Here is a 21,958-nt window from a genome sequence, read left to right on the forward strand (position 1 = left end):
CCGCAGGCTCAGGCCCGGCTCGCGCGCGTGGAGAGCCTCGCGCGCGAGAACCCGGCCGCGGCGGCGGGCGGTGCCCCGGCGGGCGTCAGCGGATGAGCGCATCGTCCTCGCCCCCCGGATTGATCTCGATCTCGCCGCGGCTCGCCATGTCCATGGCGAGGTCGGTGATGGAGCGGCGCGCCTCCATGACGTCGCGCTGGGCCGCGGGCTCTCCGCCGTTCAGCTCGTGCTCGACCATGCGCTTCACGCGGGCCGAGAGCGCCGAGAGGATGACGCCGCGGAACTCCGCATCCGTGCCCTTGAGGGCCAGCACGAGGCGGTCGTTCGGCACCGCGTCGAACAGGGTCGTGCGGGCGCGGGGCGCGAGCTTGACGATGTCGTCGAAGGTGAAGAGCAGGCCCTTGAGGATCTCGACCGATTTCGGGCGCGTCTCGCCGAGGTTCGACAGCGCCTCGTCCATCTGGGCGCGGTCCATCTTGTTGATGATGTCGGCCATCTTGGCGTGGGTGTCGGCGCCGGCATTGCGCGCGCCGTTGATCATGAAGTCCTCGTGCAGCGTCTTCTCCAGCATGCCGAGGATCTCGTCGTCGACCGGCTTGAAGCTCAGCATCCGCCGCATCAGCGTGTTGCGGAGCGGCGCGGGCAGGTGGCCCATCACCTTGGCGGCCGTGGCCGGCTTGATCCGCGCGAGGATGAGGGCGGCCGTCTGCGGGTGCTCCTTGACGAGGTAGCTCGCCAGCACGCTCTCGGAGACGGTGGCCATGCGCTCCCACACGGAGCGGGAGGCGTTGCCGCGCACCTCGGCCAGGATCTCGGCGATCTGGTCGGGCGGCAGCAGGCCGGTGAGCAGCTTCTCGACCTCCTGCACCGTGCCGACGAGGCTCGACCCGCCGGAGAACTCGGTGGCGAAGCTCTCGACCACGCGGTCGAGCTGGTCGGGGCTGACCGCGCCGAGCTGCACCGCCGAGCGCGTGATGCGCTTGAGCTCGTCCGGCTCGAAATACTTGAGCATCCGGCCCGCGGCCGGCTTGCCCATGGCGAGGAGCAGCGTCGCGACCTGATCGACCGGCCCGAGCGGGCGGCCGAGGGCGCGGCCCGCCGACGGGACCGGCGCGTTCGCCAGGGGGGCCGCGGCCGGGCCCGCCATCATCGGACCTGCCATCGACACAGCCGCGGATGCCGCCATCGCCGGGGCTGCCTCAGACCGCTTGGTCGGAATCGGCCGGGCCGACCACCTCGGTCAGCGAGACGCCGAAGCGGGAATTGTCCTCCTCGACGATCACGATCTCGCCGCGGGCGATGACGCGGCCGTTGACCATCACGTCCACGGGCTCGCCGACCCGGTGGTCGAGGGGCACCACGGCACCGCGGCCGAGCTTCATCAGGTTGGCGACCGGCATGGTGGCCGAGCCCAGCACCACCTGCACCAGCACGGGGATGCGCAGGATCGAGTCGAGGTTGCGCCCGTCGCCGACGCGGGGCTCCGCGGCGGGAAGGGTCGGCTCGGCGGCGGGGAAGGGACTGTCGCTCATCGGTGGCTCGTACGCGTTCGGCCGTGCGGCGGACCGAGTTCTAGGGGCCGTAGCTGATGCGAGGCTGTCGCCGCGGCCCGTCGGGCCGCTTGACTTGGAGCGCGCTCCAGCCGGTACACCGACCATCCGAGGAGGGCGGACAGGTGAGGATCGGTACGTTCGCCGCGCGCAGCGGGCTCAGCCCGGACACCATCCGGTACTACGAACGGATCGGATTGATGCCGCCCCCGCCGCGCGACACGGCCGGGCGGCGCAGCTACGGCGCGGACGAGCTCGCCTGGGCCTCGTTCCTCTGCAAGCTGCAGGTCATGGACATGCCCATCCGCGACCGGCTCGCCTACGGCCGCCTGCGCGCCGAGGGCGACGCCACCGTGGGCGACCGGCTCGCGATCCTCGAGCTCCACCGGGCGAACCTCGTCAAGCGCCAGGCCGAGATCGCCGACTGCGTCGCGGTCCTCGACGCGAAGATCGATCACTACCGCCGCCTCGAACCCGCCAGGGAGACAGCCACCGATGAGCAAGGATCAACGCACGACGACGGCCGCGGCGGCCGCCGCCCCCGGCGACGGTGAGGCCCCGTCCGCGGAGGAGGAGCGCTACCGCCGCGGCATGGCGAATCTCGACGCGATCTCGGGATCCCAGGGCCGGCGGGTGGTCGAGGGCCTCGCCGACATCGCCCCCGACCTCGGCCGCTACATCGTCGAATTCGCCTACGGGGACATCTTCGCGCGCCCCGGCCTCGACAGGAAGACGCGGGAGATCGCGACCGTCGCCGCCCTGACCGCCATGGGCACGGCCGCCCCGCAGCTCAGGGTCCATGTCGAGGCTGCCTTGAACGTCGGCGCCACGCAGGGGGAGGTCATGGAGACGATCCTGCAGATGATCCCCTATGCGGGGTTCCCGGCCGCCCTCAACGCCACGGCCATCGCCCGGGAGGTGTTCGCGGCGCAGCGGCCGTGAAGCCGGGCGGCGCGCCTCAGCGGCCGCCCTCCGTCCGCGCCGCGGCGAGCGCCCCGCGCGCCGCCTCCAGCTCGGCGAGCGTCGCGCGCGCCTCCTCGATCTTCAGGCCCAGCGCGTCGAGCACCTCGCGGCCCTCGCCGGCGAAGTTGCGGACCGCCTCGCCCGCGCTCGCGAGCGCATGGCCGGAGGCGGCCATGGCGCGGCCGTACTCGGCCTGCGTGCGGTCGAGGCGCTTCAGCTTGAGATACATCGGCACCACGCAGGCGCTGGTGCCGGCGAGGGCGGCGAGCAGCACGAAGTCGACGAGGCCCGTCATGACAGCGCGTCCTTGTCCTGGTTGATGACCTCGTCGATCCGCAGCACGTAGGCCCCCTGCGCCTGGCCCGCATGGGCCCAGAACAGCGCCCGGTCGTTGCCCTCGAGCTTGATCCGGGTGGCGGGCGTCGCGTCGAGCCCGATCACCTGGCCGACCTGCAGCCCGGCGATCTCGCCGAGGGTCAGGTGGCGCTCCTCCAGCACGGCGCGCAGCGTCACCTCGGTCTTCTGCACCTCGGCGGCGATCTGCTGCGACCAGCGCGGGTCGCGCGCGGTCGACTCGCCGGTGAGCACCTTGGCGAGGCTCGGGCGGAGCGGGTTGAGCACGCTCTGCGGGATGACGAGGAACATCTCCCCGCCGCGGTTGAGCGCCTGGAACAGGAACTTCGCCTGCACCGCCTTGTTCGAGCGCCGGCCGATCACCGCGAACTCCATCCGCGTCTCGGTCCGCTCCAGCCGGAACGGCGTCTGCGAGACGAGGCCGAAGGAGGATTCGAGGGCCCTGCCGACCTGCTCGAACACCATCTGGGCGACGCGCAGCTCGATCGCCGAGAAGGCGCGCTCCTCCTCCACCGGCGGCTCCGAGCCGTCGGAGCCGAACAGCACCTCGACCATGGTGAAGATGAAGTCGCGGTCGAGCCCGACGAGGACGTGCCCGTCCCATTCGGGGGCGTGGAAGATGCCGACCACGGCGTTGGCGTCGTAGGCGTCGAGGAACTCGCCGAAGCGGCCGCTCTCGACCCCGGAGAGCGAGTAGAAGATCGTGGAGGCGACCCGGTGCTTGAGCGCGTCCCCGCAGGCGGTCGCCAGCCTGTCGAAGATGAGCTGCAGCATCGGCAGCCGGTCGAGGGACAGGCCGGCGGCGGCCTGGATGCGCGCGCGGATATCCGCCGGCTCGCGCTGGATCACGGGCTCGCTCATCTCGAAGCCCCTCTCAGGCCGCTTCCGCGCGGGCGCCCGGGACGGTGGCGGCCTCGACCTCGTCGATGGTCGGCCGGTCGGCGGAGGCGATGCCCTTGCGGCCGTGCTCGATCGCGACCTGGGGCAGGGCGCCGTTCATGTAGGCGATCAGGCTCTGCTTGGCGATCGTGTAGACGGCGCATTGCTTCTCGCGCACGCCCTTGATCTTGACGGCGAGCGGGGCGAGCACCCCGTAGGAGGCGAACACGCCGAAGAAGGTGCCCACCAGCGCCGCGCCGATCAGGCCGCCGAGGATCTGCGGCGACTGGTCGAGGGCGCCCATCGCCTTCACGATGCCGAGCACCGCCGCGACGATGCCGAGCGCGGGCAGCGCCTCGGCCACCGTGTTGACCGCGTTGTAGGGCTTGAGCGCGCTCTTCTTGTGCGTGCCGATCTCCTCCTCCATCAGCGCCTCGATCTCGTGCGAGCGGGCGTTGCCGATCAGGATCAGGCGGCAATAGTCGCAGATGAACAGCACCAGGTCCTGGTTCTTGGTGACGTCGGGATAGTTCTTGAAGATCTCGGAATTGGCCGGGTCGTCGAAATGCGTCTCGACCTCGTTGCGCGGCTTGGTCTTCAATTCGCGCAGCAGGGCGTGCAGCAGGCCGAGCAGAGAGAGGTAGTCCTTGCGCTTGGGCACCTTGTCAGTGATCGCCTCCATGGTGGCCTTGCCGGAATCGATCACCGTCTTCATCGGGTTGGCCATCACCAGGCCGCCGACGGCCATGCCGCCGATGATCACGAACTCCCAGGGCTGCCAGATGACGATCAGGTGGCCGCCCATGGCGACGAAGCCGCCGAGCATGCAGCCGATCGCGATCAGCAGGCCGATTCCGATGCCCATGACTCGAGGTCCCCTCGGCGCCTGATGCGACGCCCTTCCCGGGGCCGGGCATAGGGGCCATGGCTTGCGCGGAGCTTTGTTCGAGCCCGCGGCGCGCGGCCGCGAGCGGGGAGGGGGTACGGGCCCACCCTGTCAACGCCGCCTCCGGAGAATCGCGCGAGGCCCCGGCCGGTCTGTCTCAAGTCCGCGGAATCACTGAGGAAACCTTGACCCCCTGCGAGCCGCCATGCCAGGAATGGCCTGCCCCGCGCGCAAGCGGGACAGGCGGGCGCCAGACCCGCGAGACGGCGGCCGGCCCCGGTGGGCCGGGCCGCCCGCAGGGAGGATACCGGATGCTGCGCAGAGCGCTGGTGGCCGCAGCGGTGACGCTCGGCCTCGCGGCCGGATGTCCGGCGCGCGCGCAGGAGGCACGGCCCGGGACGGAGCAACAGATCCGGGAGGTCGTGATCGGCGCGCACATGCCGCTGACCGGCTCGCTGGCCCGCTCCGGCCAGGCCTTCGACGAGGGCATGCGGGTCGCCGTGCGCCTGTTCAACGAGACCGCACAGGGCCTGCGGATCAAGCTCCAGGTGATCGACGACGAGAGCGCGCCGGCCAAGGCCGTCTCGGCCGTGGAGAAGCTCGTCTCGGACGGGGCGGTGGCGGTGATCGGCGGCTACGGCTCGAACATCGTCGGCCCGGCCTCGGACGCCGCCAACAAGCTCGCCACCACCTACATCACGGCCGGCGCGGTGAGCGACGAATTGACCGCGCGGGGGCTGAAGACCTTCTTCCGCATCAACAACAATGCCGGCTACCAGCGCGGCATGGCCGGGCTGATCGCGGAGCTGAAGCCGGCCTCCGTCTCGATCCTCGCCTCGACCAAGGAGGCGCCGGCGCTGCTGGCCAAGGGCCTCGCCCGGGACATCGGGGCGGCCGGCATCAAGGTCACGGTGCACGAGTTCGACCCGGCGATCTCCGACTTCAAGCCGCTGATCAACAAGGTGAAGCTGCAGGACCGGTCCGAGATCCTGCTGATGTCGGCCTACGAGAACGACTATGTCGGCATCATCCGCGCCGCCCGGGTGCTGAAGCCCCCGGTGAAGCTCGTGGTCGGCGCGTGGTCGCTCGCCACCCCGAAGATGTACACCGAGTTTCCGGACCTGATGAACAACGTCGTCGGCACCTCCTTCCTGCCCTTCCCGGTGGCGGTGAAGGACGAGGAGGGCCGCCGCTTCGCCGAGGCCTACAGGCAGGCCTATGGCAAGGACATCGAGTACCTCTCGACCTTGAGCTTCGTTGAGACCACGATCCTGGCTGAGGCCATCGCCAAGGCGGCCGAGGCCGGCACGCTCAAGTCCGGCGGCCTGCCCGAGACCCTGCGCGCCACCGACCGCAGGACCCTGCTCGGCCCGGTGAAGTTCGACGCCACCGGCGACAACCCGCTCTTCTCCCTCGCCATGGGCCAGCACCGGTCCGGGCAGATCGTCCTCGTCTCGCCGCCCGCCGCCGCCACCGGCCCGATCAGCTACCCCGCGCTGCCCTGGTGAGGGCATGCGCGACCTGATCCTGCAGGCGCTGTTCTCCGGCCTCCTGATCGGCGGCGTCTACGCCCTGGTGGCGCTCGGCCTCGCCCTCTCCTTCGGGGCAATGCGCATCATCAACCTCGCCCATGGCGAGCTGGTGCTGATCGCCGCCTACGCGGCCTATGTCGTGGAGGCGCGCGGCGGCGTCTCGCCCTACTGGGCGATCCCGCTGGCCCTCGCGATCGTGTCGGTCGTCGGCGCGGTGCTGTTCCTGATGATCGATCGGATCCGCGAGCACCGGGAATTGAACTCGCTGATCCTGACCTACGGGGTCGGCATCGTGCTCACCAACGCCGTGCTGCTGGCCTTCGCCAGCGACGTGCGCACCACCACCGCCCCGGCCCTTCAGGATGCGGTGACGCTGGGCCCGGTCTACGCCATGGCCGGCGAGATCGTCGCCTTCGGCCTGAGCCTCGTCCTGATGGTGGCCCTGTGGTGGTGGCTGAAGCGGAGCTGGTACGGGCGCGCCGTGCGCGCCGTCTCCTCGAACCGGGCGGCGGCCACCTTGATGGGGATCAACCCGCTGCGCACCGAGCTCGTCGCCTTCCTCGTGGCCGGGGCGCTCGCGAGCTTCGCCGGGGTCGCCCTCTACACGATGAGCGTGGTCCAGCCGGCGCTCGGCCACGCGCTCACCGTGAAGGCCTTCATCGTCACGGTGCTCGCCGGCGTCGGCTCGATCCCGGGCGTGTTCCTGGCCGCCCTGCTCCTCGGCGTCACCGAGGCGCTGACCGTGACGCTGGCGAGCTCCGCCCTGCAGGAACTCGCCGGCATGGTGCTGTTCCTCCTCGTCCTGTTCCTCCTGCCGAGCGGGCTGTTCGGCGCCCGCGCCCGGCGGGGCTGAGTGTTGAGCGGAGGAGTTCCGGACATGGCATCCCCGCGCGCACCGCTGCCGGGCCTCGCCCTCGCCGCCGCCTTCCTCGTCCTCGCGGCGCTGCCGCTCCTGCTCGGCGCCAGCAACTACCTGCTCGGCCTGCTGATCTCGGCGCTGATCCTGGCGGGGGTGGCGCTGGCCTGGGCTCTCCTCGGCAATCTCGGCGGCATGGTCTCCTTCGGGCACGCCGCCTTCTTCGGGGTCGGCGGCTATGCCTCGGCGCTGCTGGCGGGCAAGCTCGGCCTGCCGGTGCTGCTCACCGTGCCCCTCGGCGGGCTCCTCGCGGCGCTCGCCTCGCTCGCCATGCTGCCGGCGCTCCGGCTGTCGGGCCCCTATTTCGCGCTGGCCATCCTGGCCTACGCGCAGATCTTCCGGATCCTCGCCACCGAGGCGTCCTCGCTCACCGGCGGGGCGGCGGGGCTCCAGCGCTATCCCGGCCTGCCGACCGTGTTCGGGCTCGACCTCGCGAGCCGGCCCGGGGCCTACGCCCTCCTCGTCGCGCTGGTGGCCCTCGGCTGCCTCGCCTATGCGGCGATCCGGCGCTCCGCTCTCGGCCTGGCGCTCCGGGCCATCGCCGAGAGCGAGGATGCGACGCGCGTCGTCGGCGTCAACAGCGTGCTCCTCAAAGCCTGGATGCTCGCGCTCTCGGCCTTCATCACCGGCCTGTTCGGGGCGCTCAACGCCCACATCATCGGTTTCCTGGAACCGGACTACGCCTTCGCGGGGTCGTGGAGCGTGCTGCCGATCATCGCGAGCGTGTTCGGCGGCTACCGCACGGTGCTGGGGCCGGTGGGCGGGGCGGTGGTGATCTACCTGTTCGATCAGGTGGTGGCGAAGGGGCTGATCGCGGTCGGCCACCAGATCCTGCTCGGGCTCCTGCTCGTCGCCATGGTGCTCGCCGCCCCGAACGGGCTCCTCGGCCTCCTCGAGCGCAAGGGAGGCGCCCGTGCTGGCGCTTGAGGCCGTCACCGTCCGCTTCGGCGGCCTCGTGGCTTTGCGCGAGGTCTCCTTCACGGTCGCGCAAGGCGAGGTGCTCGGCCTCGTCGGCCCGAACGGGGCCGGCAAGACCACCCTGTTCAACGCGATCTCCGGGCTGATCCGCCCGCGCGGGCGCATCCTGTTCGAGGACCGGGACATCACGAGAGCGCCGCTCCACCGCCGCGCCCGGCTCGGGATCGGCCGCAGCTTCCAGATCCCGCAGCCGATGAAGCACCTCACCGTGCGCGAGAACCTCGAAGTCGCGCAGGTCTTCGGCGCGGGCCGGCGCGATCCGGCGCGCCTCACGGAGATCCTCGAGGTGATGGATCTCGGAGGCCAGGCCGACCGCGAGGCGGACGGGGCGCTGGCGCTGCAGGAGCTGAAGCGGCTGGAGATCGCCAAGGCGCTCGCCACCGAGCCGCGCCTCCTCCTCCTCGACGAGGTGCTCGCCGGCCTGGAGAGCGGGGCGAAGCGGGCGTTTGCCGCCAAGCTGCGCGAGTTGCACGCCCGCTTCGCGCTCACCATCGTGATCGTGGAGCACGACATCGAGACCATCCTCGGCCTGTGCTCGCGGGCGGTGGTGCTCGATTTCGGGCAGGTCATCGCCGACGGCGCGCCGGCCGCCGTCTTCCGCGACCCCAAGGTGGTGGCGAGCTATACGGGGGCGGTGGATGCCTGAGCCCATGCTCGAGACGGCCGATCTACGCGCCGGCTACGGCCACATCACCGTGCTCTGGGACCTGTCGCTCCGCTTCCGCGCGGGCGCCCTCACCGCCATCGTCGGGCCGAACGGGGCCGGCAAGACGACGCTGCTGCGCGCGCTGACCGGCCTCGTTCCCCACCGCGGCACGATCCGCCTCGACGGGCAGGCCCTGTCGGGGAAGGCCTGGGATCTCGCGGAGCGCGGCCTCGTCATGGTGCCGGAGGGCCGCATGGTGTTCCGCGACATGAGCGTGGAGGAGAACCTCCATCTCGGCGCCTATCCGCGGCGCTGCCGGGCCGATCTCGGACGCAACCTGGAGCGGGTCTACGGCCTGTTCCCCCGGCTGAAGGAGCGGCGCCACCAGGCGGCGGGCTCGCTCTCGGGCGGCGAGGCGCAGATGGTGGCTCTGGGCCGCGGCCTGATGGCCGATCCGCGCGTCCTCCTCATCGACGAGCCTTCACTCGGCCTCGCCCCGGTCATCGTGCAGGAGGTGTTCGGCGTGATCCGCCGGCTCAAGGAGGCGGGCACGACGATCCTGCTGGTGGAGCAGAACACCCGCATGGCGCTCAGCGTGGCCGACGACGTGCATCTCCTGCGCGGCGGCCGGGTCCGGCTCAGCGAGGCGGCCGCGGGCCTCGACCTCGACCGGCTGCACGATCTCTATTTCGCTCGGGAGCAGGCGGCATGAGCCCTCATGACCGCCTGCCCCCCGTTCTGCAGAGCCTGCGCCTGCCGGTGGTCGCCGCACCGATGTTCATCGTGTCGGGGCCCGAACTGGTGATCGCGCAGTGCCTCGCGGGGGTGGTCGGGTCCTTCCCGGCCCTCAACGCCCGCGCGCCCGACACCCTGGACGGCTGGCTGAGCCGGATCGAGGCGGCGCTGGCCGAGGCCCGCGCCGCCGACCCCGCCCGGGTGATCGCGCCGTTCGCCGTCACCCAGATCGTGCACGCCTCGAACGACCGCCTCGCCGAGGACGTCGCCACCTGCGCCGCGCACCGGGTGCCGATCGTGATCACGAGCCTGCGGGCGCCCGACGCGGTGGTCGGCCCGGTCCACGCCTATGGCGGCCTCGTCTTCCACGACGTCACCACGGTGCGCCACGCCGAGAAGGCGCTGGAGGCCGGGGTCGACGGGCTGATCCTGGTCTGCGCCGGGGCCGGGGGCCATGCCGGCACGCTCTCGCCCTTCGCCCTGGTCGGCGAGGTGCGCCGCTTCTACGACGGGCCGCTGATCCTGTCGGGGGCGATCACCTCGGGCTCGGCGATCCTCGCCGCCCAGGCGATGGGGGCGGACCTCGCCTATATGGGCACCCGCTTCATCGCCACCGAGGAGGCGCGGGCCGCGCCCGGCTACAAGGGGATGATCGCGGATTCGGCTGCCGCCGACATCGTCTACACGCCCTTCTTCACCGGGGTGCCGGGCAATTATCTCGGCCCCAGCATCCGCGCCGCCGGCCTCGACCCGGCCGCGCTGCCGGATCAGGGCAAGGATGCGATGAGCTTCGCGAGCGGACGCTCCAAGCCCTGGCGGGACGTCTGGGGCGCGGGGCAGGGGGTCGGCACCATCGCCGACGTGCCGCCGACCGCCCTGCTCGTGGCCCGGTTGGCCGAGGAATACGCAGCGGCACGGGCGCGGCTCGCGGGGTAGGGCTCTCGCCTAACCCGCCACCGCGAGGGCCGCCTCCACCACCGCGTCCGGCCGGAAATGGTGCAGCATGTGGCCCTGGCCGGGCAGCCAGTGCAGGCGGGCGCCGGGGATCATCAGGGCCGCGCCGCGCCCGTGCAGGGACTGGTTGGTGACGATGTCCCGGTCGCCGCCGAGGATGTGCACCGGCACCCGGCAGGTCGGATAGGCGGCCACGCTCCGGGCGAGGTCGGGCCAGAGCAGGTTCGCGTTCTCGCCCTCCGCCACCAGCCGGTCGGGCCGGGAGGCGAGGCCGAAGGGGAAGGCGGCGGCGAAGCGCTCCGGCATGCCCTGCGGCAGGAACATCGCCCGCCACAGGAGCGGCAGCAGCAGCGCGTCCGCGGGGCCGAGCAGCGCCGAGAGCAGGTCGCCGCCGACGGGCACGGCGCGCGGTCCGAACAGCACCTGCTCCAGGCGCGGCTCGGGGAAGGCGATCGGCGCCATGGCGACGATGCCGCGGGTCGCGTCCGGGTAGGCGAGGCCGTAGGCCAGCGCCACCGCGCCGCCGAACGAGTGGCCGGCGACGACCGGCCGCTCCAGCCCGATCCGGCCGGCGAGCCCGCGCAGGATGCCGGCCTGTCGCCAGAGCGAGCCGTCGGCGAGCCGGGCGTGACCGCTGGCGCCATGGCCGGGCCGGTCGATCGCCACCACGCGGAAATGGCGGGCGAGCGCGGCCATCGGCCCGAGCCACATGTCCTCCAGGCACATCAGGGCGCCGTGGACGAGGATCAGGTCGGGCCCTGCCCCGGCCTCGACCCAGGCGATGGGAATGCCCTCGACCTCGGTGAAGCGCCGCTCGGGGAGCCCGGCGGCGGGCGGCGCGGACAAGGGCGCGGACAAGGGCGCAGGGAAGGGCAGGACGGCGCTCGCGGAGCGCCGCCCCGATGCGGCCTCCGTCACCGCCGGGACCGCCGGCCGCCGCCGAGGATCGAGGCGGCGCCGAGGGCGAGGCCGGTGGCGGCGAGGCCCGCGAGCGCGGCCGGGTGCAGGCTCGCGCGGGTATAGGCGCTGGTGCGCATCACGTAGCCGGGATGGGTGCCGCGGACCCGGCCCGCCCCGATCGGCGCGTGCAGGGCGCCTTCCGGATCGTGCGGGGGCTCGCGCCGCCGCTGGAAGGCGGTGATCGCCGGGGCGAGATAGTCGTAGGCGCCCGGCGCGAATTCCTTGGCCGCCACCAGGACCTTGCCGCCCCCACCGACGAAGATGTCCCGCTGCGGGTGCACGGCCGCGTGCAGGATGGCGTGGGCGACCTCCTCGGGCGCGTAGACCGGGGGCGGCAGCTTCGGCTCGCGGTCCATGTAGTTGCGGGCGCGCTGGGGCAGGGGGGTGTCGATCGAGGTGGGCTTCACCAGCGTCACCGCGACGGGCAGTCCCTCCTGCAGCAGCTCCATGCGCAGCGTGTCGGTGAAGCCCTTCACCGCGTGCTTGCTCGCCGCGTAGAGGCCCTGGAACGGGAAGGCGAGGTCGGAGGCGACGCTGCCGACATTGATCAGCCCGCCCTGCCCACGGGCGCGGAAGTGATCGGCCGCGACGAGGGAGCCGAACACCGTGCCCCAGAAATTGGTCCGGATCAGGCGCTCGTGGTCGTCGTCGCTGATCGCGGCGAGCGGCCCGTAGACGGTGAGTCCGGCGACGTTCACCCAGGTGTCGAACCCGCCGAAGGTCTCGACCGCGCGATCGGCGATCCGCTGCACCTCCGCCCGCGAGCCCACATCGGCCGGAACGTCGAGGGCACGGCCGCCCGCCGCCTCGATCTCGGCGCGCAGGCCGGCCAGCACCTCCGCGCTGCGGGCGGCGAGCACCACGGCCGCGCCGCGCGCCGCCGCCATGCGCGCGGTCGCGAGCCCGATGCCGCTCGAGGCGCCGGTGACGACGATGGTCTGCCGCGACAGCGGCGGGCGGCGCCCTCCGAGGCCCGTCACCGGTCGGCCTTCTCGCCGGCGGCGGTGAGTTCGACGGAGCGCCGGGTCGTCGGCCTGGTCAGATCGTGGGCGCGGCTCGCCATGGCCTGCTCCTCCCGCCGCGATTGCTGGAAGCTGGACGTGTGGCCGCCCTGGCCCGCCGCCTCGGCGATGGCCAGCAGCGACTCGTAGGCCGCGATCTCGAAATTCTCGAAGGCGTGGTTGGCGTAGGTGTTCTTCAGGATCTCGTCCTGGGCCGGGGTGTGGCCGAGCGCCATCATGTTCCCGACGAAGCCGAGGATGCCCTCCTTGATGGTCGACGGGCTCTCGGAAAGGCTCCCCAGCGCCTCTTCGAGGCGCTGGCGCTGGGCGTGGGTCTCCTCGACATGGCGACGCAGCGCCTCTTCCATCTCGGGATAGCGCTCGAGCCGCTCGATCTGGCGCTCCATGATCTGAAGGGCCTGCATCTCCAGGGCGTGCGTGTTCTTGAGCGCCGTGATGTAGATCGAGCGCGTGTCCAGGGCCATGCGGGCCTCTCCTCTCGGCATCGGGCGGGGCGGAAGCCGCCCCCTCACGGAGAAGGACTCGGGCCCGAGCGGCCAAGTTTCGCGCGATGGCCCCTGCGCGACGCGGTGACACACGCGTTGGTTGCAGATCGGAATCGGCCGATCGGGCCGGAGCGGACCCGGTCTCATACCAAATCCGGCTGATCCCTTCGGGATGGCGGATCTGGGCTTCGCTCAGACGCCGCGCGGGCTTGGTGATACGGAGCCCGCTCTGATCAAGCGGAGTCCGTATCAGGCCCGCGCGGTCCCGCGCGCCGGATCGCCGGCGCGCAGATTGGCCTCGATCCAGCGCGGCGAGAGGATGTCGCCGCGCTCGGTCACGATCCAGGTCTGGACATTGCCTTCGTCGAGGGCCGCGGCGGCGGCCTTCAGGGCCTCGCGCACCGTGGCGTAGGGGCGGCTCCGCGCCGTGCGGGCGGGGGTCGATCGCGGCCAGATCGTCAGATCCGCCGCCTGATCGAAGTCGTTGCAGGTCATGGTCGGCTCACCGTTCCGAGGCCGGCCCGTGAGGGTCCGGCCGGCAGGTGGAACCGGCCCGTGCGGGGCGGCCGGTTCCGCAGAGTCTTGTTGGGCGCGACGCCTCGCGGGCGCGCCGAATCGCGGCCGGGGCGGGCATGCCCCGGCACCGGACTCCTGTAGCGGACGTGCATGGCCGGTATTTGACACTCCGCGTCACCGGCCGCGCGCCAGGCGCTCCTCGGGAGGAACGCCGGGCGCGCGGCGATGTTCGCGGGGACCTTCCGGGACCGGGCGCGCGGGGCGCGGCCCGTGCGGCGGTGAGGCCGCCTCAGCGACGCTCGTAGAGGAGGCGGGCGCGGATGGTGCCGTCGAGGGCGCGGATCTGCTCCAGCAGCACCTCGGCGTCGGCGCTGCAGGCATCGGTCTCCAGCACCACGTAACCGACCTCGCCGTCGGTCTGGTAGAACTGCGCGGCGATGTTGACGCCCGAGCGCGCGAAGACCTCGTTGAGGCGGCCCAGCATGCCCGGCAGGTTGCGCTGCACGTGGATGAAGCGCGTCCCCGTCGGCCGGGCCGGGAGCTGCACCTGCGGGAAGTTCACCGCGCCGATGGTCGAGCCGATGTCGGAATAGTCGACGAGCTTGCGCGCGACCTCCGAGCCGATGCGCTCCTGCGCCTCCTCGGTCGAGCCGCCGATATGCGGCGTGAGGATGACGTTGTTCAGGCCCTGGAGCGGGGTGACGAAGGGCTCGCTGTTGGAGCCCGGCTCCTTCGGGAAGACATCGACGGCCGCGCCGGCGAGATGCCCGTCGCGGAGCGCGGCGGCCAGCGCGTCGAGGTCCACGACGGTGCCGCGGGCGTTGTTGATCAGGTAGGCGCCCTTCTTCATCTGCGCGATCTCGGCCGCGCCGATCATGTTGGCGGTGGCCTCGGTCTCGGGGACGTGCAGCGAGACCACGTCGCTCTTGCCGAGAAGCTCGCCCAGGGACTCGGTGGGCTCGGTGTTGCCGTGGCGGAGGCGGTCGGTGTGATCGTAGAAGATCACCTTCATGCCCATCGCCTCGGCGAGCGTCGAGAGCTGCGTGCCGATATTGCCGTAGCCGACGATGCCGAGCGTCTTGCCGCGCACCTCGACGGAGCCGGTGGCCGACTTGTCCCACTGGCCCGCATGCGCGCCGACCGAGCGCGGCACGATCCGGCGGAGCAGCATCACGATCTCGCCGATGACGAGCTCGGCCACCGAGCGGGTGTTGGAGAAGGGCGCGTTGAAGACCGGGATGCCGCGGTGGCGCGCCGCGTCGAGATCGACCTGATTCGTGCCCACCGAGAAGCAGCCGACGGCGAGCAGCCGGTCCGCCGCCGCGAAGGCGGCCTCGTCGAGCTGCGTGCGCGAGCGGATGCCGAGGATGTGCACGCCCTTGAGCGCGGCATGCAGGGCCTCGCGGTCGAGGGCCTTCGGCAGGCGCACGAGGTTGGTGTAGCCGGCCGCCTGCATCAGCGCGACCGCGCTGTCGTTGATGCCCTCCAGAAGGAGGACCCGGATCTTGTCCTTCGGGAGCGACAGCTTCTCGGCGGCAGTCTCGGGAATCATCGCTGGACGTCTCGTGGCGGCTTTGCCGGCCGAACCCGGCGCGGCGGAGGTCTGGAATCGGCGCAGCGATAGGAGCGTGCGCTTCGCAACGCAACATCCGCCGTGCGGACCAGCCCTGCGCGCCGTGCCCCGGCGGCCGGCGGGGCCGCCCGGACGGGATCGTCCTTCCAAGACCTCGGCCTCGATCGGAAGAACCTTTCCTTCAGGGCCGACGGTCGATCCGGGGCCCGCCCGGCGCCTTGCACCCGGCGCGCGCGCAGGCGTACACGCCAGGCACGAGCGCCTTCCGAGAGGCCCCAGGAGAATTCCGATGAGCGACCGGCAGCCCGGCTTCGAAACCCTGGCGATCCACGCGGGCGCCGCGCCGGACGCGACCACCGGCGCGCGCGCCACGCCGATCTACCAGACCACGAGCTTCGTCTTCGACGACGTGGACCACGCCGCCTCCCTGTTCGGGCTGCAGGCCTTCGGCAACATCTACTCGCGCATCACCAACCCGACCAACGCCGTCCTGGAGGAGCGCATCGCCGCGCTCGAGGGCGGCAGCGCGGCGGTGGCGGTGGCCTCGGGCCACGCCGCCGAGTTCCTGACCATGCACGCCCTGATGCAGCCGGGCGACCAGTTCGTGGCGGCCAACAAGCTCTACGGCGGCTCGATCAACCAGTTCAACCACTCCTACAAGAACTTCGGCTGGGAGGTGGCCTGGGCCGACACCGACGACCCGGCCTCCTTCGAGGCGGCGATCACCCCGCGCACCAAGGCGATCTTCTGCGAGTCGATCGCCAATCCCGGCGGCGTGATCACCGACATCGCGGCCCTGTCGGTCATCGCCAAGCGCCACAACATCCCGCTCATCGTCGACAACACGATGGCGACGCCGTACCTGATCCGGCCCTTCGAGCACGGCGCCGACATCGTCGTGCACTCGGCCACCAAGTTCCTCGGCGGCCACGGCAACTCGATCGGCGGCCTCATCGTCGACGGCGGCTCGTTCAACTGGGCGGGCGACGCGCGCTACCCGATGCTGAGCCAGCCGCGGCCGGAATATTCCGGCATGGTGCTGTCCGAGACTTTCGGCAATTTCGGCTTCGCCATCGCCGTGCGGGTGCTGGGCCTGCGCGACCTCGGCCCGGCGCTCTCGCCCTTCAACGCCTTCCTGATCCTCAACGGCATCGAGACCCTGCCGCTCCGGATGCAGCGCCACTCGGACAACGCGTTGACGGTGGCGACCTTCCTGGCGCAGCACCCGGCGGTGTCCTGGGTGAGCTATCCGGGCCTCCCGAGCGACCGCTACCATCAGCTCGCGGAGCGTTACACCCCGAAAGGGGCGGGCGCGGTGTTCACCTTCGGCCTGAAGGGCGGCTACGACGCGGGCGTGAGGCTCGTCTCCAGCCTCCAGCTCTTCTCGCACCTCGCCAATATCGGCGACACGCGCTCGCTCGTGATCCACCCGGCCTCGACCACGCACCGCCAGCTCACCGACGCGCAGAAGAGCGCCGCCGGGGCCGGACCGGAGGTGGTGCGCCTCTCCATCGGCCTGGAGGACCCGGCCGACCTGATCGAGGATCTCGACGCGGCCCTGCGCGGCTGAGGCGGCGGACGACCCGGCTGCGGCAAACGGACCCGCAGCCGGATCGCGGCCGGCGAATCGCGGAACATGGCCTCGCTCCCGCGGTAGCCCTGACGGCATCCCTGTGCCGCTCAGGAGGGCTACAACCATGTTCATGAGGCTCGACCGTCTCCAGGCCGAACTGCCGACGCCGAAGAAACCGGATCCGAACGCCGCCGCCGCCCTGCAGGAACTGCTCGGCGGCAAGTACGGCGAGATGTCGACGCTTGGGAACTACATGTTCCAGAGCTTCAACTTCCGCAACAAGACCAAGCTTCGTCCGTTCTACAGCCTCGTGTCGAGCATCTTCACCGAGGAACTTGGCCATGTCGAGCTGGTCTCGACGGGCGTGGCCATGCTCAACAACGGCCCGGGCGACGACACCGAGAATGTCGACGTCTCGAAGGCGCCCTTCCACGACATGCAGGACGTGCGGCTCGCCGGGGCCTTCCTCTCGCAGGGCGGCGGCTCGACCCCGGTGAACTCGAACGCCCAGTCGTGGAACGTCGACATGGTGACGACCACGGGCAACCTGATCATCGACCTCCTGCACAACTTCCATCTCGAATGCGGCGCCCGCCTGCACAAGCTGCGCGTCTACGAGACCCTGAAGGACCCGACCGGCCGGGAGGTCTGCGGCTACCTCTTGGTGCGCGGCTCGGTCCACGCCCATGCCTACGCGCTCGCGATCAAGAAGCTCACCGGCGTCGAGATCGAGAAGATGCTCCCCACGCCGAACATCGTGCTCGACAAGATCCCGGAATGTCAGAAGTACCTGCAGGAGGGCTCGCACCGCCGGCTCTACACCTTCGGCTCGCCGGACTACCCCGAAATGGCCGGCGTCTGGTCGAACGACGAGGTGGCCTTGCCGGGCGACCCGCCGGGCAATCTCGAGATCGTCGACGGGGCGCCGGAGGGCGGCAAGATGGCCGAGCTCGACGGCAATTACGGCGCCTTCGCGCCGGACTACGCCCCGCAGGAGATCTTCGAGATCGCGAGCAAGCTCTACCAGAAGAGCCGCTGAGGGACGGATTGCCGGGCGCGGGCGGGGAAACCCGCCCGCGCCGTCGGGCTCAGGCCGCGAGAGCCGGCTTGGCGTGGCGGGCGTAGAGGAATTCCAGCACCTCGGCGCGGCAATGGACGTAGGTCTGATCCTCCACGAGGTCGAGGCGCCTGCGGGGCCGGGCGAGGGGCACGGGCAGGATCTCGCCGATCGTGGCGGAGGGCCCGTTCGTCATCATCACGATGCGGTCGGACAGAAGCACCGCCTCGTCCACGTCGTGGGTGATCATGATGACGGTGTTCCGCAGCCGCATCTGGATCTCCATGAGCTGGTCCTGGAGATGGGCGCGGGTGAGCGCGTCGAGCGCCCCGAACGGCTCGTCCATCAGGAGCACGGTCGGCTCCATGGCGAGTGCCCGGGCGATGCCGACGCGCTGCTTCATGCCGCCCGAGATCTCGTTCGGGCGCTTGTCGGCGGCATGCGTCATGTTCACCAGGGCGAGGTTGTGCGCGACCCAGGCCGCGCGCTCGGCGCGCGACTTCCGCTTCGCCAGCACCTTGTCGACGGCGAGCGCCACGTTCTCGCGGACCGTCAGCCAGGGCAGGAGCGAGTGGTTCTGGAACACCACCGCCCGCTCGGGACCGGGTGCCGAGACCTCCTTGCCGTCGAGCAGCACGGCGCCGGTGGAGGCCTTGAGCAGCCCGGCGACGATGTTCAGCACCGTCGACTTGCCGCAACCCGAATGGCCGATGATCGAGACGAACTCGCCCTTGGCGAGCTTGAGGTTCACGTCACGCAGGACCTCGGTGGTCTGGCCGGACCGCGTGAAGCTGATGCCGACCTGCGAGAGGTCGAGATGGGCCGGAGCCGTCATGGGTCGCCTCCTCAGGCCGCGCTGGTGCCGCGGGTGACGAGCGCTCCGAGGGCGGCCACCAGACGGTCGAGGATGAAGCCGATCACGCCGACATAGACCAGCGCGACGATGATCTCGGAGATGTGCGACGAGTTCCAGGCGTCCCAGATGAAGAAGCCGATCCCGACGCCGCCGATCAGCATCTCGGCCGCGACGATCGCGAGCCAGGACAGGCCGACGCCGATCCGCAGGCCCGTGAAGATGTAGGGCGCGGCGGAGGGCAGCATGATCTTCCAGAAGAACTCGAGCGGATTCAGGCGGATCACCGCGGCGACGTTGCGGTAATCCTGCGGGATGTTGCGGATGCCGACCGCGGTGTTGATGATGATCGGCCAGATCGAGGTGATGAAGATCACGAAGATCGCCGAGGGCTGGCCGTCGCGGAAGGCGGCGAGCGAGAGCGGCAGCCAGGCGAGCGGCGGGATCGTGCGCAGCACCTGGAAGATCGGATCGAGCCCGCGCATCGCCCAGTCCGACTGGCCGACCAGGGTGCCGAGCAGCACGCCGACGACGACCGCGAGGAAGAAGCCGAGCGCCACCCGCTGGAGGCTGGCGAAGATGTGCCAGAACAGGCCCTTGTCGGTGCCGCCGTTGTCGAAGAACGGGTCCGCGATGATCGGCCAGGCCTCCGACAGCACCCGCGAGGGCGGGGGCAGGCCGGCGGTGGGACGCGCGCAGGCGATCTCCCAGAACAGCAGGAAGGCCGCGAGCACGACGAGCGGCGGGATCACCCGCGCCGCGGCGGCCTTGAGGCCCCTGCCCGTGACCCGGGGCAGGCGGCGGGCCCTCGCGGCGGCGGCATCGCGCCCCGCCGTGCCGAGGGAGACGGTGCCGGAGGCCATCAGGCGACCCTCTTGATGCCGAGGCTGGCGAGATAGGCCGACGGATCGGCCGGATCGAAGACCTTGCCGTCGAACAGCGTCTCCTTGCCGCGCGACGTGGAGGTGGGAACGGAGGCGACACCGAGCGCCTTGGCGGCGTCGCGCCAGAGGTCCTCGCGGTTCACCTTGTCGATCAGCGCCTTGGTGTCGGTCGACGGATCGAACTTGCCCCAGCGGATGTCCTCGGTGAGGAACCAGAGGTCGTGCGACTTGTACGGATAGGAGGCATGGTCCTCCCAGAACTTCATGGTGAAGGGGCTGTTCTCGACGACGCGGCCGGTGCCGTAATCGAACTTGCCCTTCATGCGGTCGACCACGTCGGCCACCGGCACGTTGATCCACTGGCGCTTGGCCACGATGCCGGCGAGCTCCTCGCGGTTCTCGGGCTTCTCGCACCATTGCTGGGCTTCCATCACCGCCATCAGCAGGGCCTTGGCCGCGTTCGGGTACTTGTCCACGAAGCTCGCGCGCAGCGCGAAGGCCTTCTCGGGGTGGTCCTTCCAGAGTTCGCCCGTGGTGATCGCGGTGTAGCCGATGCCCTGGTGGATGAGCTGCTCGTTCCACGGCTCGCAGACGCAGAAACAGTCCATCGTGCCGACCTTCATGTTCGCCACCATCTGGGGCGGGGGCACGACGATGGTCTCGATGTCCTTGTCCGGGTCGATGCCGCCGGCGGCGAGCCAGTAGCGGATCCAGAGGTCATGGGTGCCGCCGGGGAAGGTCATGGCGGCCTTCACCGACTTGCCCGAGGCCTTCTTCTTCTCCAGCGCCGCCTTGAACGGCTTGGTGTCGAGCCCGACCTTGAGGTCGAGATGCTCCTTGGCGACCGAGATGCACTGGCCGTTCAGGTTGAGCCGGGCGAGGATGTACATCGGCACCGGCACGTTGTTCTGCGTCACCCGTCCGGCCGAGATCAGGTAGGGCATCGGCGTGAGGATGTGGGCGCCGTCGATGCCGTTGCCCTCGGAGCCGAGCACGAGGTTGTCGCGGGTGGTGCCCCAGCTCGCCTGCTTCACCACCTCGGTGTCGGGCATGCCGTACTTGGCGAACAGACCCTTCTCCTTGGCCACGAAGAGCGGCGCCGCGTCGGTGAGCGCGATGAAGCCGAGCTTGGCCCCCTTCACCTCGGGCCCCGCGCCCTGCGCGAAGGCGCCGCCGGGCAGCGCCAGACGCGCCGCGGCGGTCAGCGACAGGGCTGCGGCCGCGCCCTTCAGGACGCCGCGCCGGGTCTTCTCGCCGTTCTGCATCGAAAGTCCTGCCTCGTTCGAACCATCGCCGTCCGCAGCACCCGCGAGCGAGCCCCCGCCGCCGCGCCTCACGGGCGACTGGGACGGGTTCGCGTCAGCGGCGCTGCTGGCGGAGAGCGGTGCCGTCGCCATTGACGGTCACGAGGGCGTGAGCAGGTTCCGTGCCAACGATCCGAGGCCGAGCGGGCAGGGCGCCTTGAATGGGCACAATTCGGTCGCGCGAGCCTAGAGCCGGATCCGATCAGGTTGCTTCAACCTGATCGGTGAATCCGTCTCTAACCCATTGATAGAGAACGCGTGATCCGATTGGATTGCGGGGCAATCCAATCGGCGCGTGCTCTAGCCGCGAGGCGGCTCGAAAAAGCGGCGGCGTGGCGCGGAAATCAGCATCCCTGCCTGGTGCCCGTGAGCAGGATTGACCGCCTCACCGGAGGCAGAGCCACTTGAGGAAGCTTCGTTTGGCGAAGGGAGAGAGCCGTATTCAAACAAGACCCCGCAGCTCATGAAGCTGCGGGGTCCGAAATCATGCGCCGATGCGCCAAATCTTAGTAGTAGAACCGCCGACGGTAATAGGGACGGCCATAGAACCGCCGCGGGCCGTAGTAACGGCGATAGTAGGGCCGGCGATAGAAATACGGCCGCGGGCGATAGTAGCGGCGGTAATAGGGCCGGCGGTAATAGTAGAACTGCGCCTTCTCGACGGCGCCGGGCACGGCCTCCGCATTCAGGGCGAGACCGGGCCCGATCGGCGCGGCGGAGGCGCCCTGCGGCGCCGCCGCCGCGAAGCCCAGGACCAGCAGGGCGGCCAGCAGGAGTTTCCTCAACACGATCACGTCTCCTTCTTGTCGGAGCTTCGAGCGGGCAGACGGCTCGGCGCCCCCGAAACGCCGACGTCCGGGCAGGGGTTTCACGGCGCGACTACGTAGCCGGCCAGGGGTGGGGTCAGGCGATCTTGGTGGTCATGTCGACGGTCGAGGCCGTGCCGCTCTGCTTCACCAGCGCGATGCCGTGCTCGCAATCCTCGCGGCGGGCATAGCCCTCGCCGGAATCGGCGATCACGTGGCCGTTCTGCACCCGCAGGCGCCAGCGCCAGTGGCCGGACGCGTCCCGGTAGAGCTCGAACCGCATGACCTGCCGACGCCTCTCTCGCGCAACCCGGGGTTGGAAGATGGCGCGGACAGGCACGCCGGCAAGGGAGGGCCCGCCACCATGAGAAACGCCGCCCCGGGGGCCGGGGCGGCGTCGCTTCACTCTCGGGCCTCGGCCGCGGGCATCAGGAGCGCGGGGCGCGCTCCAGCCAGCCGATCGCGCGGCCCTCGCCGCCGCCCTGCGGGCGGTTGCCGCGCCGGGGCGGACGGCCCTGCGCCTGCTCGGGAC

General features: G+C 70.9%; 25 protein-coding genes. 10 read left to right on the plus strand and 15 right to left on the minus strand.

Annotation, left to right across the window (positions count from 1 at the left end):
• Window positions 1–85: 85 nt before the first annotated feature.
• Window positions 86–1,162, minus strand: coding sequence for a flagellar motor switch protein FliG (locus MET9862_RS21815; RefSeq protein WP_244612838.1), 1,077 nt, complete (start codon window positions 1,160–1,162; stop codon window positions 86–88).
• Window positions 1,163–1,199: 37 nt separating this feature from the next.
• Window positions 1,200–1,532, minus strand: coding sequence for a flagellar motor switch protein FliN (gene fliN / locus MET9862_RS21820; protein WP_142584966.1), 333 nt, complete (start codon window positions 1,530–1,532; stop codon window positions 1,200–1,202).
• 143 nt (window positions 1,533–1,675) lie between these two features.
• Here fliN and MET9862_RS21825 point away from each other — a divergent pair, with 143 nt between their 5' ends.
• Both MET9862_RS21825 and MET9862_RS21830 read left to right on the plus strand, forming a co-directional pair.
• A complete protein-coding gene (locus tag MET9862_RS21825) occupies window positions 1,676–2,104 on the plus strand; it encodes a MerR family transcriptional regulator (protein ID WP_210248125.1) in 429 nt (142 codons plus the stop codon).
• Window positions 2,046–2,492, plus strand: a complete 447-nt coding sequence (locus MET9862_RS21830) for a carboxymuconolactone decarboxylase family protein (protein WP_142584968.1) — start codon at window positions 2,046–2,048, stop codon at window positions 2,490–2,492. The genes MET9862_RS21825 and MET9862_RS21830 overlap by 59 nt, the downstream gene beginning before the upstream one ends.
• 16 nt (window positions 2,493–2,508) lie before the next feature.
• On the opposite strand, the gene MET9862_RS21835 is transcribed toward MET9862_RS21830, so the two are convergent.
• From MET9862_RS21835 to motA, 3 genes are read right to left on the minus strand one after another with little or no spacing between them, the layout of a single operon-like run.
• Window positions 2,509–2,808, minus strand: a complete 300-nt coding sequence (locus MET9862_RS21835) for a hypothetical protein (RefSeq protein ID WP_142584969.1) — start codon at window positions 2,806–2,808, stop codon at window positions 2,509–2,511.
• Window positions 2,805–3,728 (minus strand): flagellar motor switch protein FliM, encoded by a 924-nt coding sequence (locus MET9862_RS21840; protein WP_142584970.1) that lies wholly within the window; start codon window positions 3,726–3,728, stop codon window positions 2,805–2,807. Before MET9862_RS21840 ends, MET9862_RS21835 begins: the two co-directional genes overlap by 4 nt.
• Window positions 3,729–3,741: 13 nt before the next feature.
• Window positions 3,742–4,611, minus strand: a complete 870-nt coding sequence (gene motA, locus MET9862_RS21845) for a flagellar motor stator protein MotA (RefSeq protein ID WP_142584971.1) — start codon at window positions 4,609–4,611, stop codon at window positions 3,742–3,744.
• A 332-nt stretch (window positions 4,612–4,943) separates the two neighbouring features.
• On the opposite strand from motA, the gene MET9862_RS21850 reads away from it, so the two are divergent.
• Genes MET9862_RS21850 through MET9862_RS21875 form a run of 6 tightly spaced genes read left to right on the plus strand, consistent with a single transcriptional unit; the run spans window position 4,944 to window position 10,375 of the window.
• On the plus strand, window positions 4,944–6,140 hold the full coding sequence (locus MET9862_RS21850; RefSeq protein ID WP_142584972.1) for an ABC transporter substrate-binding protein: 1,197 nt from the start codon (window positions 4,944–4,946) through the stop codon (window positions 6,138–6,140).
• A gap of 4 nt (window positions 6,141–6,144) precedes the next feature.
• Window positions 6,145–7,017 (plus strand): branched-chain amino acid ABC transporter permease, encoded by an 873-nt coding sequence (locus tag MET9862_RS21855; RefSeq protein ID WP_142584973.1) that lies wholly within the window; start codon window positions 6,145–6,147, stop codon window positions 7,015–7,017.
• 24 nt (window positions 7,018–7,041) lie between these two features.
• Entirely contained in the window at window positions 7,042–8,007 is a 966-nt protein-coding gene (locus MET9862_RS21860) for a branched-chain amino acid ABC transporter permease (RefSeq protein WP_142584974.1), read from the plus strand.
• On the plus strand, window positions 7,994–8,704 hold the full coding sequence (locus tag MET9862_RS21865) for an ABC transporter ATP-binding protein (RefSeq protein WP_142584975.1): 711 nt from the start codon (window positions 7,994–7,996) through the stop codon (window positions 8,702–8,704). The genes MET9862_RS21860 and MET9862_RS21865 overlap by 14 nt, the downstream gene beginning before the upstream one ends.
• Window positions 8,705–8,708: 4 nt before the next feature.
• A complete protein-coding gene (locus tag MET9862_RS21870; protein WP_142584976.1) occupies window positions 8,709–9,416 on the plus strand; it encodes an ABC transporter ATP-binding protein in 708 nt (235 codons plus the stop codon).
• Complete coding sequence (locus MET9862_RS21875) at window positions 9,413–10,375, plus strand: NAD(P)H-dependent flavin oxidoreductase (RefSeq protein WP_142584977.1); 963 nt, start codon at window positions 9,413–9,415, stop codon at window positions 10,373–10,375. The genes MET9862_RS21870 and MET9862_RS21875 overlap by 4 nt, the downstream gene beginning before the upstream one ends.
• A 9-nt stretch (window positions 10,376–10,384) precedes the next feature.
• Here the strand turns inward: MET9862_RS21875 and MET9862_RS21880 are convergent, their stop codons facing one another.
• From MET9862_RS21880 to serA, 5 genes are all read right to left on the minus strand, one after another.
• Complete coding sequence (locus tag MET9862_RS21880) at window positions 10,385–11,239, minus strand: alpha/beta fold hydrolase (protein ID WP_244612839.1); 855 nt, start codon at window positions 11,237–11,239, stop codon at window positions 10,385–10,387.
• Between the two features lie 68 nt (window positions 11,240–11,307).
• Window positions 11,308–12,333, minus strand: coding sequence for an SDR family oxidoreductase (locus tag MET9862_RS21885; RefSeq protein ID WP_244612840.1), 1,026 nt, complete (start codon window positions 12,331–12,333; stop codon window positions 11,308–11,310).
• A complete protein-coding gene (locus MET9862_RS21890; RefSeq protein WP_142584978.1) occupies window positions 12,330–12,839 on the minus strand; it encodes a ferritin-like domain-containing protein in 510 nt (169 codons plus the stop codon). The genes MET9862_RS21885 and MET9862_RS21890 overlap by 4 nt, the downstream gene beginning before the upstream one ends.
• Window positions 12,840–13,109: 270 nt before the next feature.
• Complete coding sequence (locus MET9862_RS21895; RefSeq protein ID WP_142584979.1) at window positions 13,110–13,355, minus strand: hypothetical protein; 246 nt, start codon at window positions 13,353–13,355, stop codon at window positions 13,110–13,112.
• Window positions 13,356–13,665: 310 nt separating this feature from the next.
• Window positions 13,666–14,928, minus strand: coding sequence for a phosphoglycerate dehydrogenase (gene serA, locus MET9862_RS21900; RefSeq protein WP_142584980.1), 1,263 nt, complete (start codon window positions 14,926–14,928; stop codon window positions 13,666–13,668).
• A gap of 310 nt (window positions 14,929–15,238) precedes the next feature.
• Between serA and MET9862_RS21905 the strand changes: the two genes are divergently transcribed.
• A complete protein-coding gene (locus MET9862_RS21905) occupies window positions 15,239–16,519 on the plus strand; it encodes an O-acetylhomoserine aminocarboxypropyltransferase (protein ID WP_142584981.1) in 1,281 nt (426 codons plus the stop codon).
• 127 nt (window positions 16,520–16,646) lie between these two features.
• Window positions 16,647–17,561 (plus strand): manganese catalase family protein, encoded by a 915-nt coding sequence (locus tag MET9862_RS21910; RefSeq protein WP_142584982.1) that lies wholly within the window; start codon window positions 16,647–16,649, stop codon window positions 17,559–17,561.
• 49 nt (window positions 17,562–17,610) lie between these two features.
• On the opposite strand, the gene MET9862_RS21915 is transcribed toward MET9862_RS21910, so the two are convergent.
• The 5 genes from MET9862_RS21915 to MET9862_RS21935 all read right to left on the minus strand — a co-directional run bounded on the left by MET9862_RS21915 (window position 17,611) and on the right by MET9862_RS21935 (window position 21,709).
• Entirely contained in the window at window positions 17,611–18,414 is an 804-nt protein-coding gene (locus MET9862_RS21915; protein ID WP_142584983.1) for an ABC transporter ATP-binding protein, read from the minus strand.
• A gap of 11 nt (window positions 18,415–18,425) precedes the next feature.
• On the minus strand, window positions 18,426–19,295 hold the full coding sequence (gene ntrB / locus MET9862_RS21920) for a nitrate ABC transporter permease (RefSeq protein WP_142584984.1): 870 nt from the start codon (window positions 19,293–19,295) through the stop codon (window positions 18,426–18,428).
• Window positions 19,295–20,581: a CmpA/NrtA family ABC transporter substrate-binding protein gene (locus MET9862_RS21925; protein WP_142584985.1), complete on the minus strand. Its 1,287-nt coding sequence runs from the start codon at window positions 20,579–20,581 to the stop codon at window positions 19,295–19,297. The genes ntrB and MET9862_RS21925 overlap by 1 nt, the downstream gene beginning before the upstream one ends.
• Before the next feature lie 545 nt (window positions 20,582–21,126).
• Window positions 21,127–21,408 carry a hypothetical protein gene (locus MET9862_RS21930; protein ID WP_142584986.1) on the minus strand — a complete coding sequence of 94 codons (282 nt, stop codon included), beginning with the start codon at window positions 21,406–21,408 and terminating at the stop codon, window positions 21,127–21,129.
• Between the two features lie 115 nt (window positions 21,409–21,523).
• Window positions 21,524–21,709, minus strand: a complete 186-nt coding sequence (locus MET9862_RS21935; protein WP_142584987.1) for a YegP family protein — start codon at window positions 21,707–21,709, stop codon at window positions 21,524–21,526.
• Window positions 21,710–21,958 lie beyond the last annotated feature (249 nt).

Origin of the sequence: Methylobacterium symbioticum (assembly GCF_902141845.1) — a bacterium.
GTDB lineage: Bacteria > Pseudomonadota > Alphaproteobacteria > Rhizobiales > Beijerinckiaceae > Methylobacterium > Methylobacterium symbioticum.

Coding starts and splice junctions, on each gene's coding strand:
- MET9862_RS21815 (WP_244612838.1), bottom strand. CDS start 1,162: ATGGCAGGTCCGATGATGGCGGGCCCGGCCGCGGCCCCCCTGGCGAAC.
- fliN (WP_142584966.1), bottom strand. CDS start 1,532: ATGAGCGACAGTCCCTTCCCCGCCGCCGAGCCGACCCTTCCCGCCGCG.
- MET9862_RS21830 (WP_142584968.1), top strand. CDS start 2,046: ATGAGCAAGGATCAACGCACGACGACGGCCGCGGCGGCCGCCGCCCCC.
- MET9862_RS21835 (WP_142584969.1), bottom strand. CDS start 2,808: ATGACGGGCCTCGTCGACTTCGTGCTGCTCGCCGCCCTCGCCGGCACC.
- MET9862_RS21840 (WP_142584970.1), bottom strand. CDS start 3,728: ATGAGCGAGCCCGTGATCCAGCGCGAGCCGGCGGATATCCGCGCGCGC.
- motA (WP_142584971.1), bottom strand. CDS start 4,611: ATGGGCATCGGAATCGGCCTGCTGATCGCGATCGGCTGCATGCTCGGC.
- MET9862_RS21850 (WP_142584972.1), top strand. CDS start 4,944: ATGCTGCGCAGAGCGCTGGTGGCCGCAGCGGTGACGCTCGGCCTCGCG.
- MET9862_RS21855 (WP_142584973.1), top strand. CDS start 6,145: ATGCGCGACCTGATCCTGCAGGCGCTGTTCTCCGGCCTCCTGATCGGC.
- MET9862_RS21860 (WP_142584974.1), top strand. CDS start 7,042: ATGGCATCCCCGCGCGCACCGCTGCCGGGCCTCGCCCTCGCCGCCGCC.
- MET9862_RS21870 (WP_142584976.1), top strand. CDS start 8,709: ATGCTCGAGACGGCCGATCTACGCGCCGGCTACGGCCACATCACCGTG.
- MET9862_RS21875 (WP_142584977.1), top strand. CDS start 9,413: ATGAGCCCTCATGACCGCCTGCCCCCCGTTCTGCAGAGCCTGCGCCTG.
- MET9862_RS21890 (WP_142584978.1), bottom strand. CDS start 12,839: ATGGCCCTGGACACGCGCTCGATCTACATCACGGCGCTCAAGAACACG.
- MET9862_RS21895 (WP_142584979.1), bottom strand. CDS start 13,355: ATGACCTGCAACGACTTCGATCAGGCGGCGGATCTGACGATCTGGCCG.
- serA (WP_142584980.1), bottom strand. CDS start 14,928: ATGATTCCCGAGACTGCCGCCGAGAAGCTGTCGCTCCCGAAGGACAAG.
- MET9862_RS21905 (WP_142584981.1), top strand. CDS start 15,239: ATGAGCGACCGGCAGCCCGGCTTCGAAACCCTGGCGATCCACGCGGGC.
- MET9862_RS21910 (WP_142584982.1), top strand. CDS start 16,647: ATGTTCATGAGGCTCGACCGTCTCCAGGCCGAACTGCCGACGCCGAAG.
- MET9862_RS21915 (WP_142584983.1), bottom strand. CDS start 18,414: ATGACGGCTCCGGCCCATCTCGACCTCTCGCAGGTCGGCATCAGCTTC.
- ntrB (WP_142584984.1), bottom strand. CDS start 19,295: ATGGCCTCCGGCACCGTCTCCCTCGGCACGGCGGGGCGCGATGCCGCC.
- MET9862_RS21925 (WP_142584985.1), bottom strand. CDS start 20,581: ATGCAGAACGGCGAGAAGACCCGGCGCGGCGTCCTGAAGGGCGCGGCC.
- MET9862_RS21935 (WP_142584987.1), bottom strand. CDS start 21,709: ATGCGGTTCGAGCTCTACCGGGACGCGTCCGGCCACTGGCGCTGGCGC.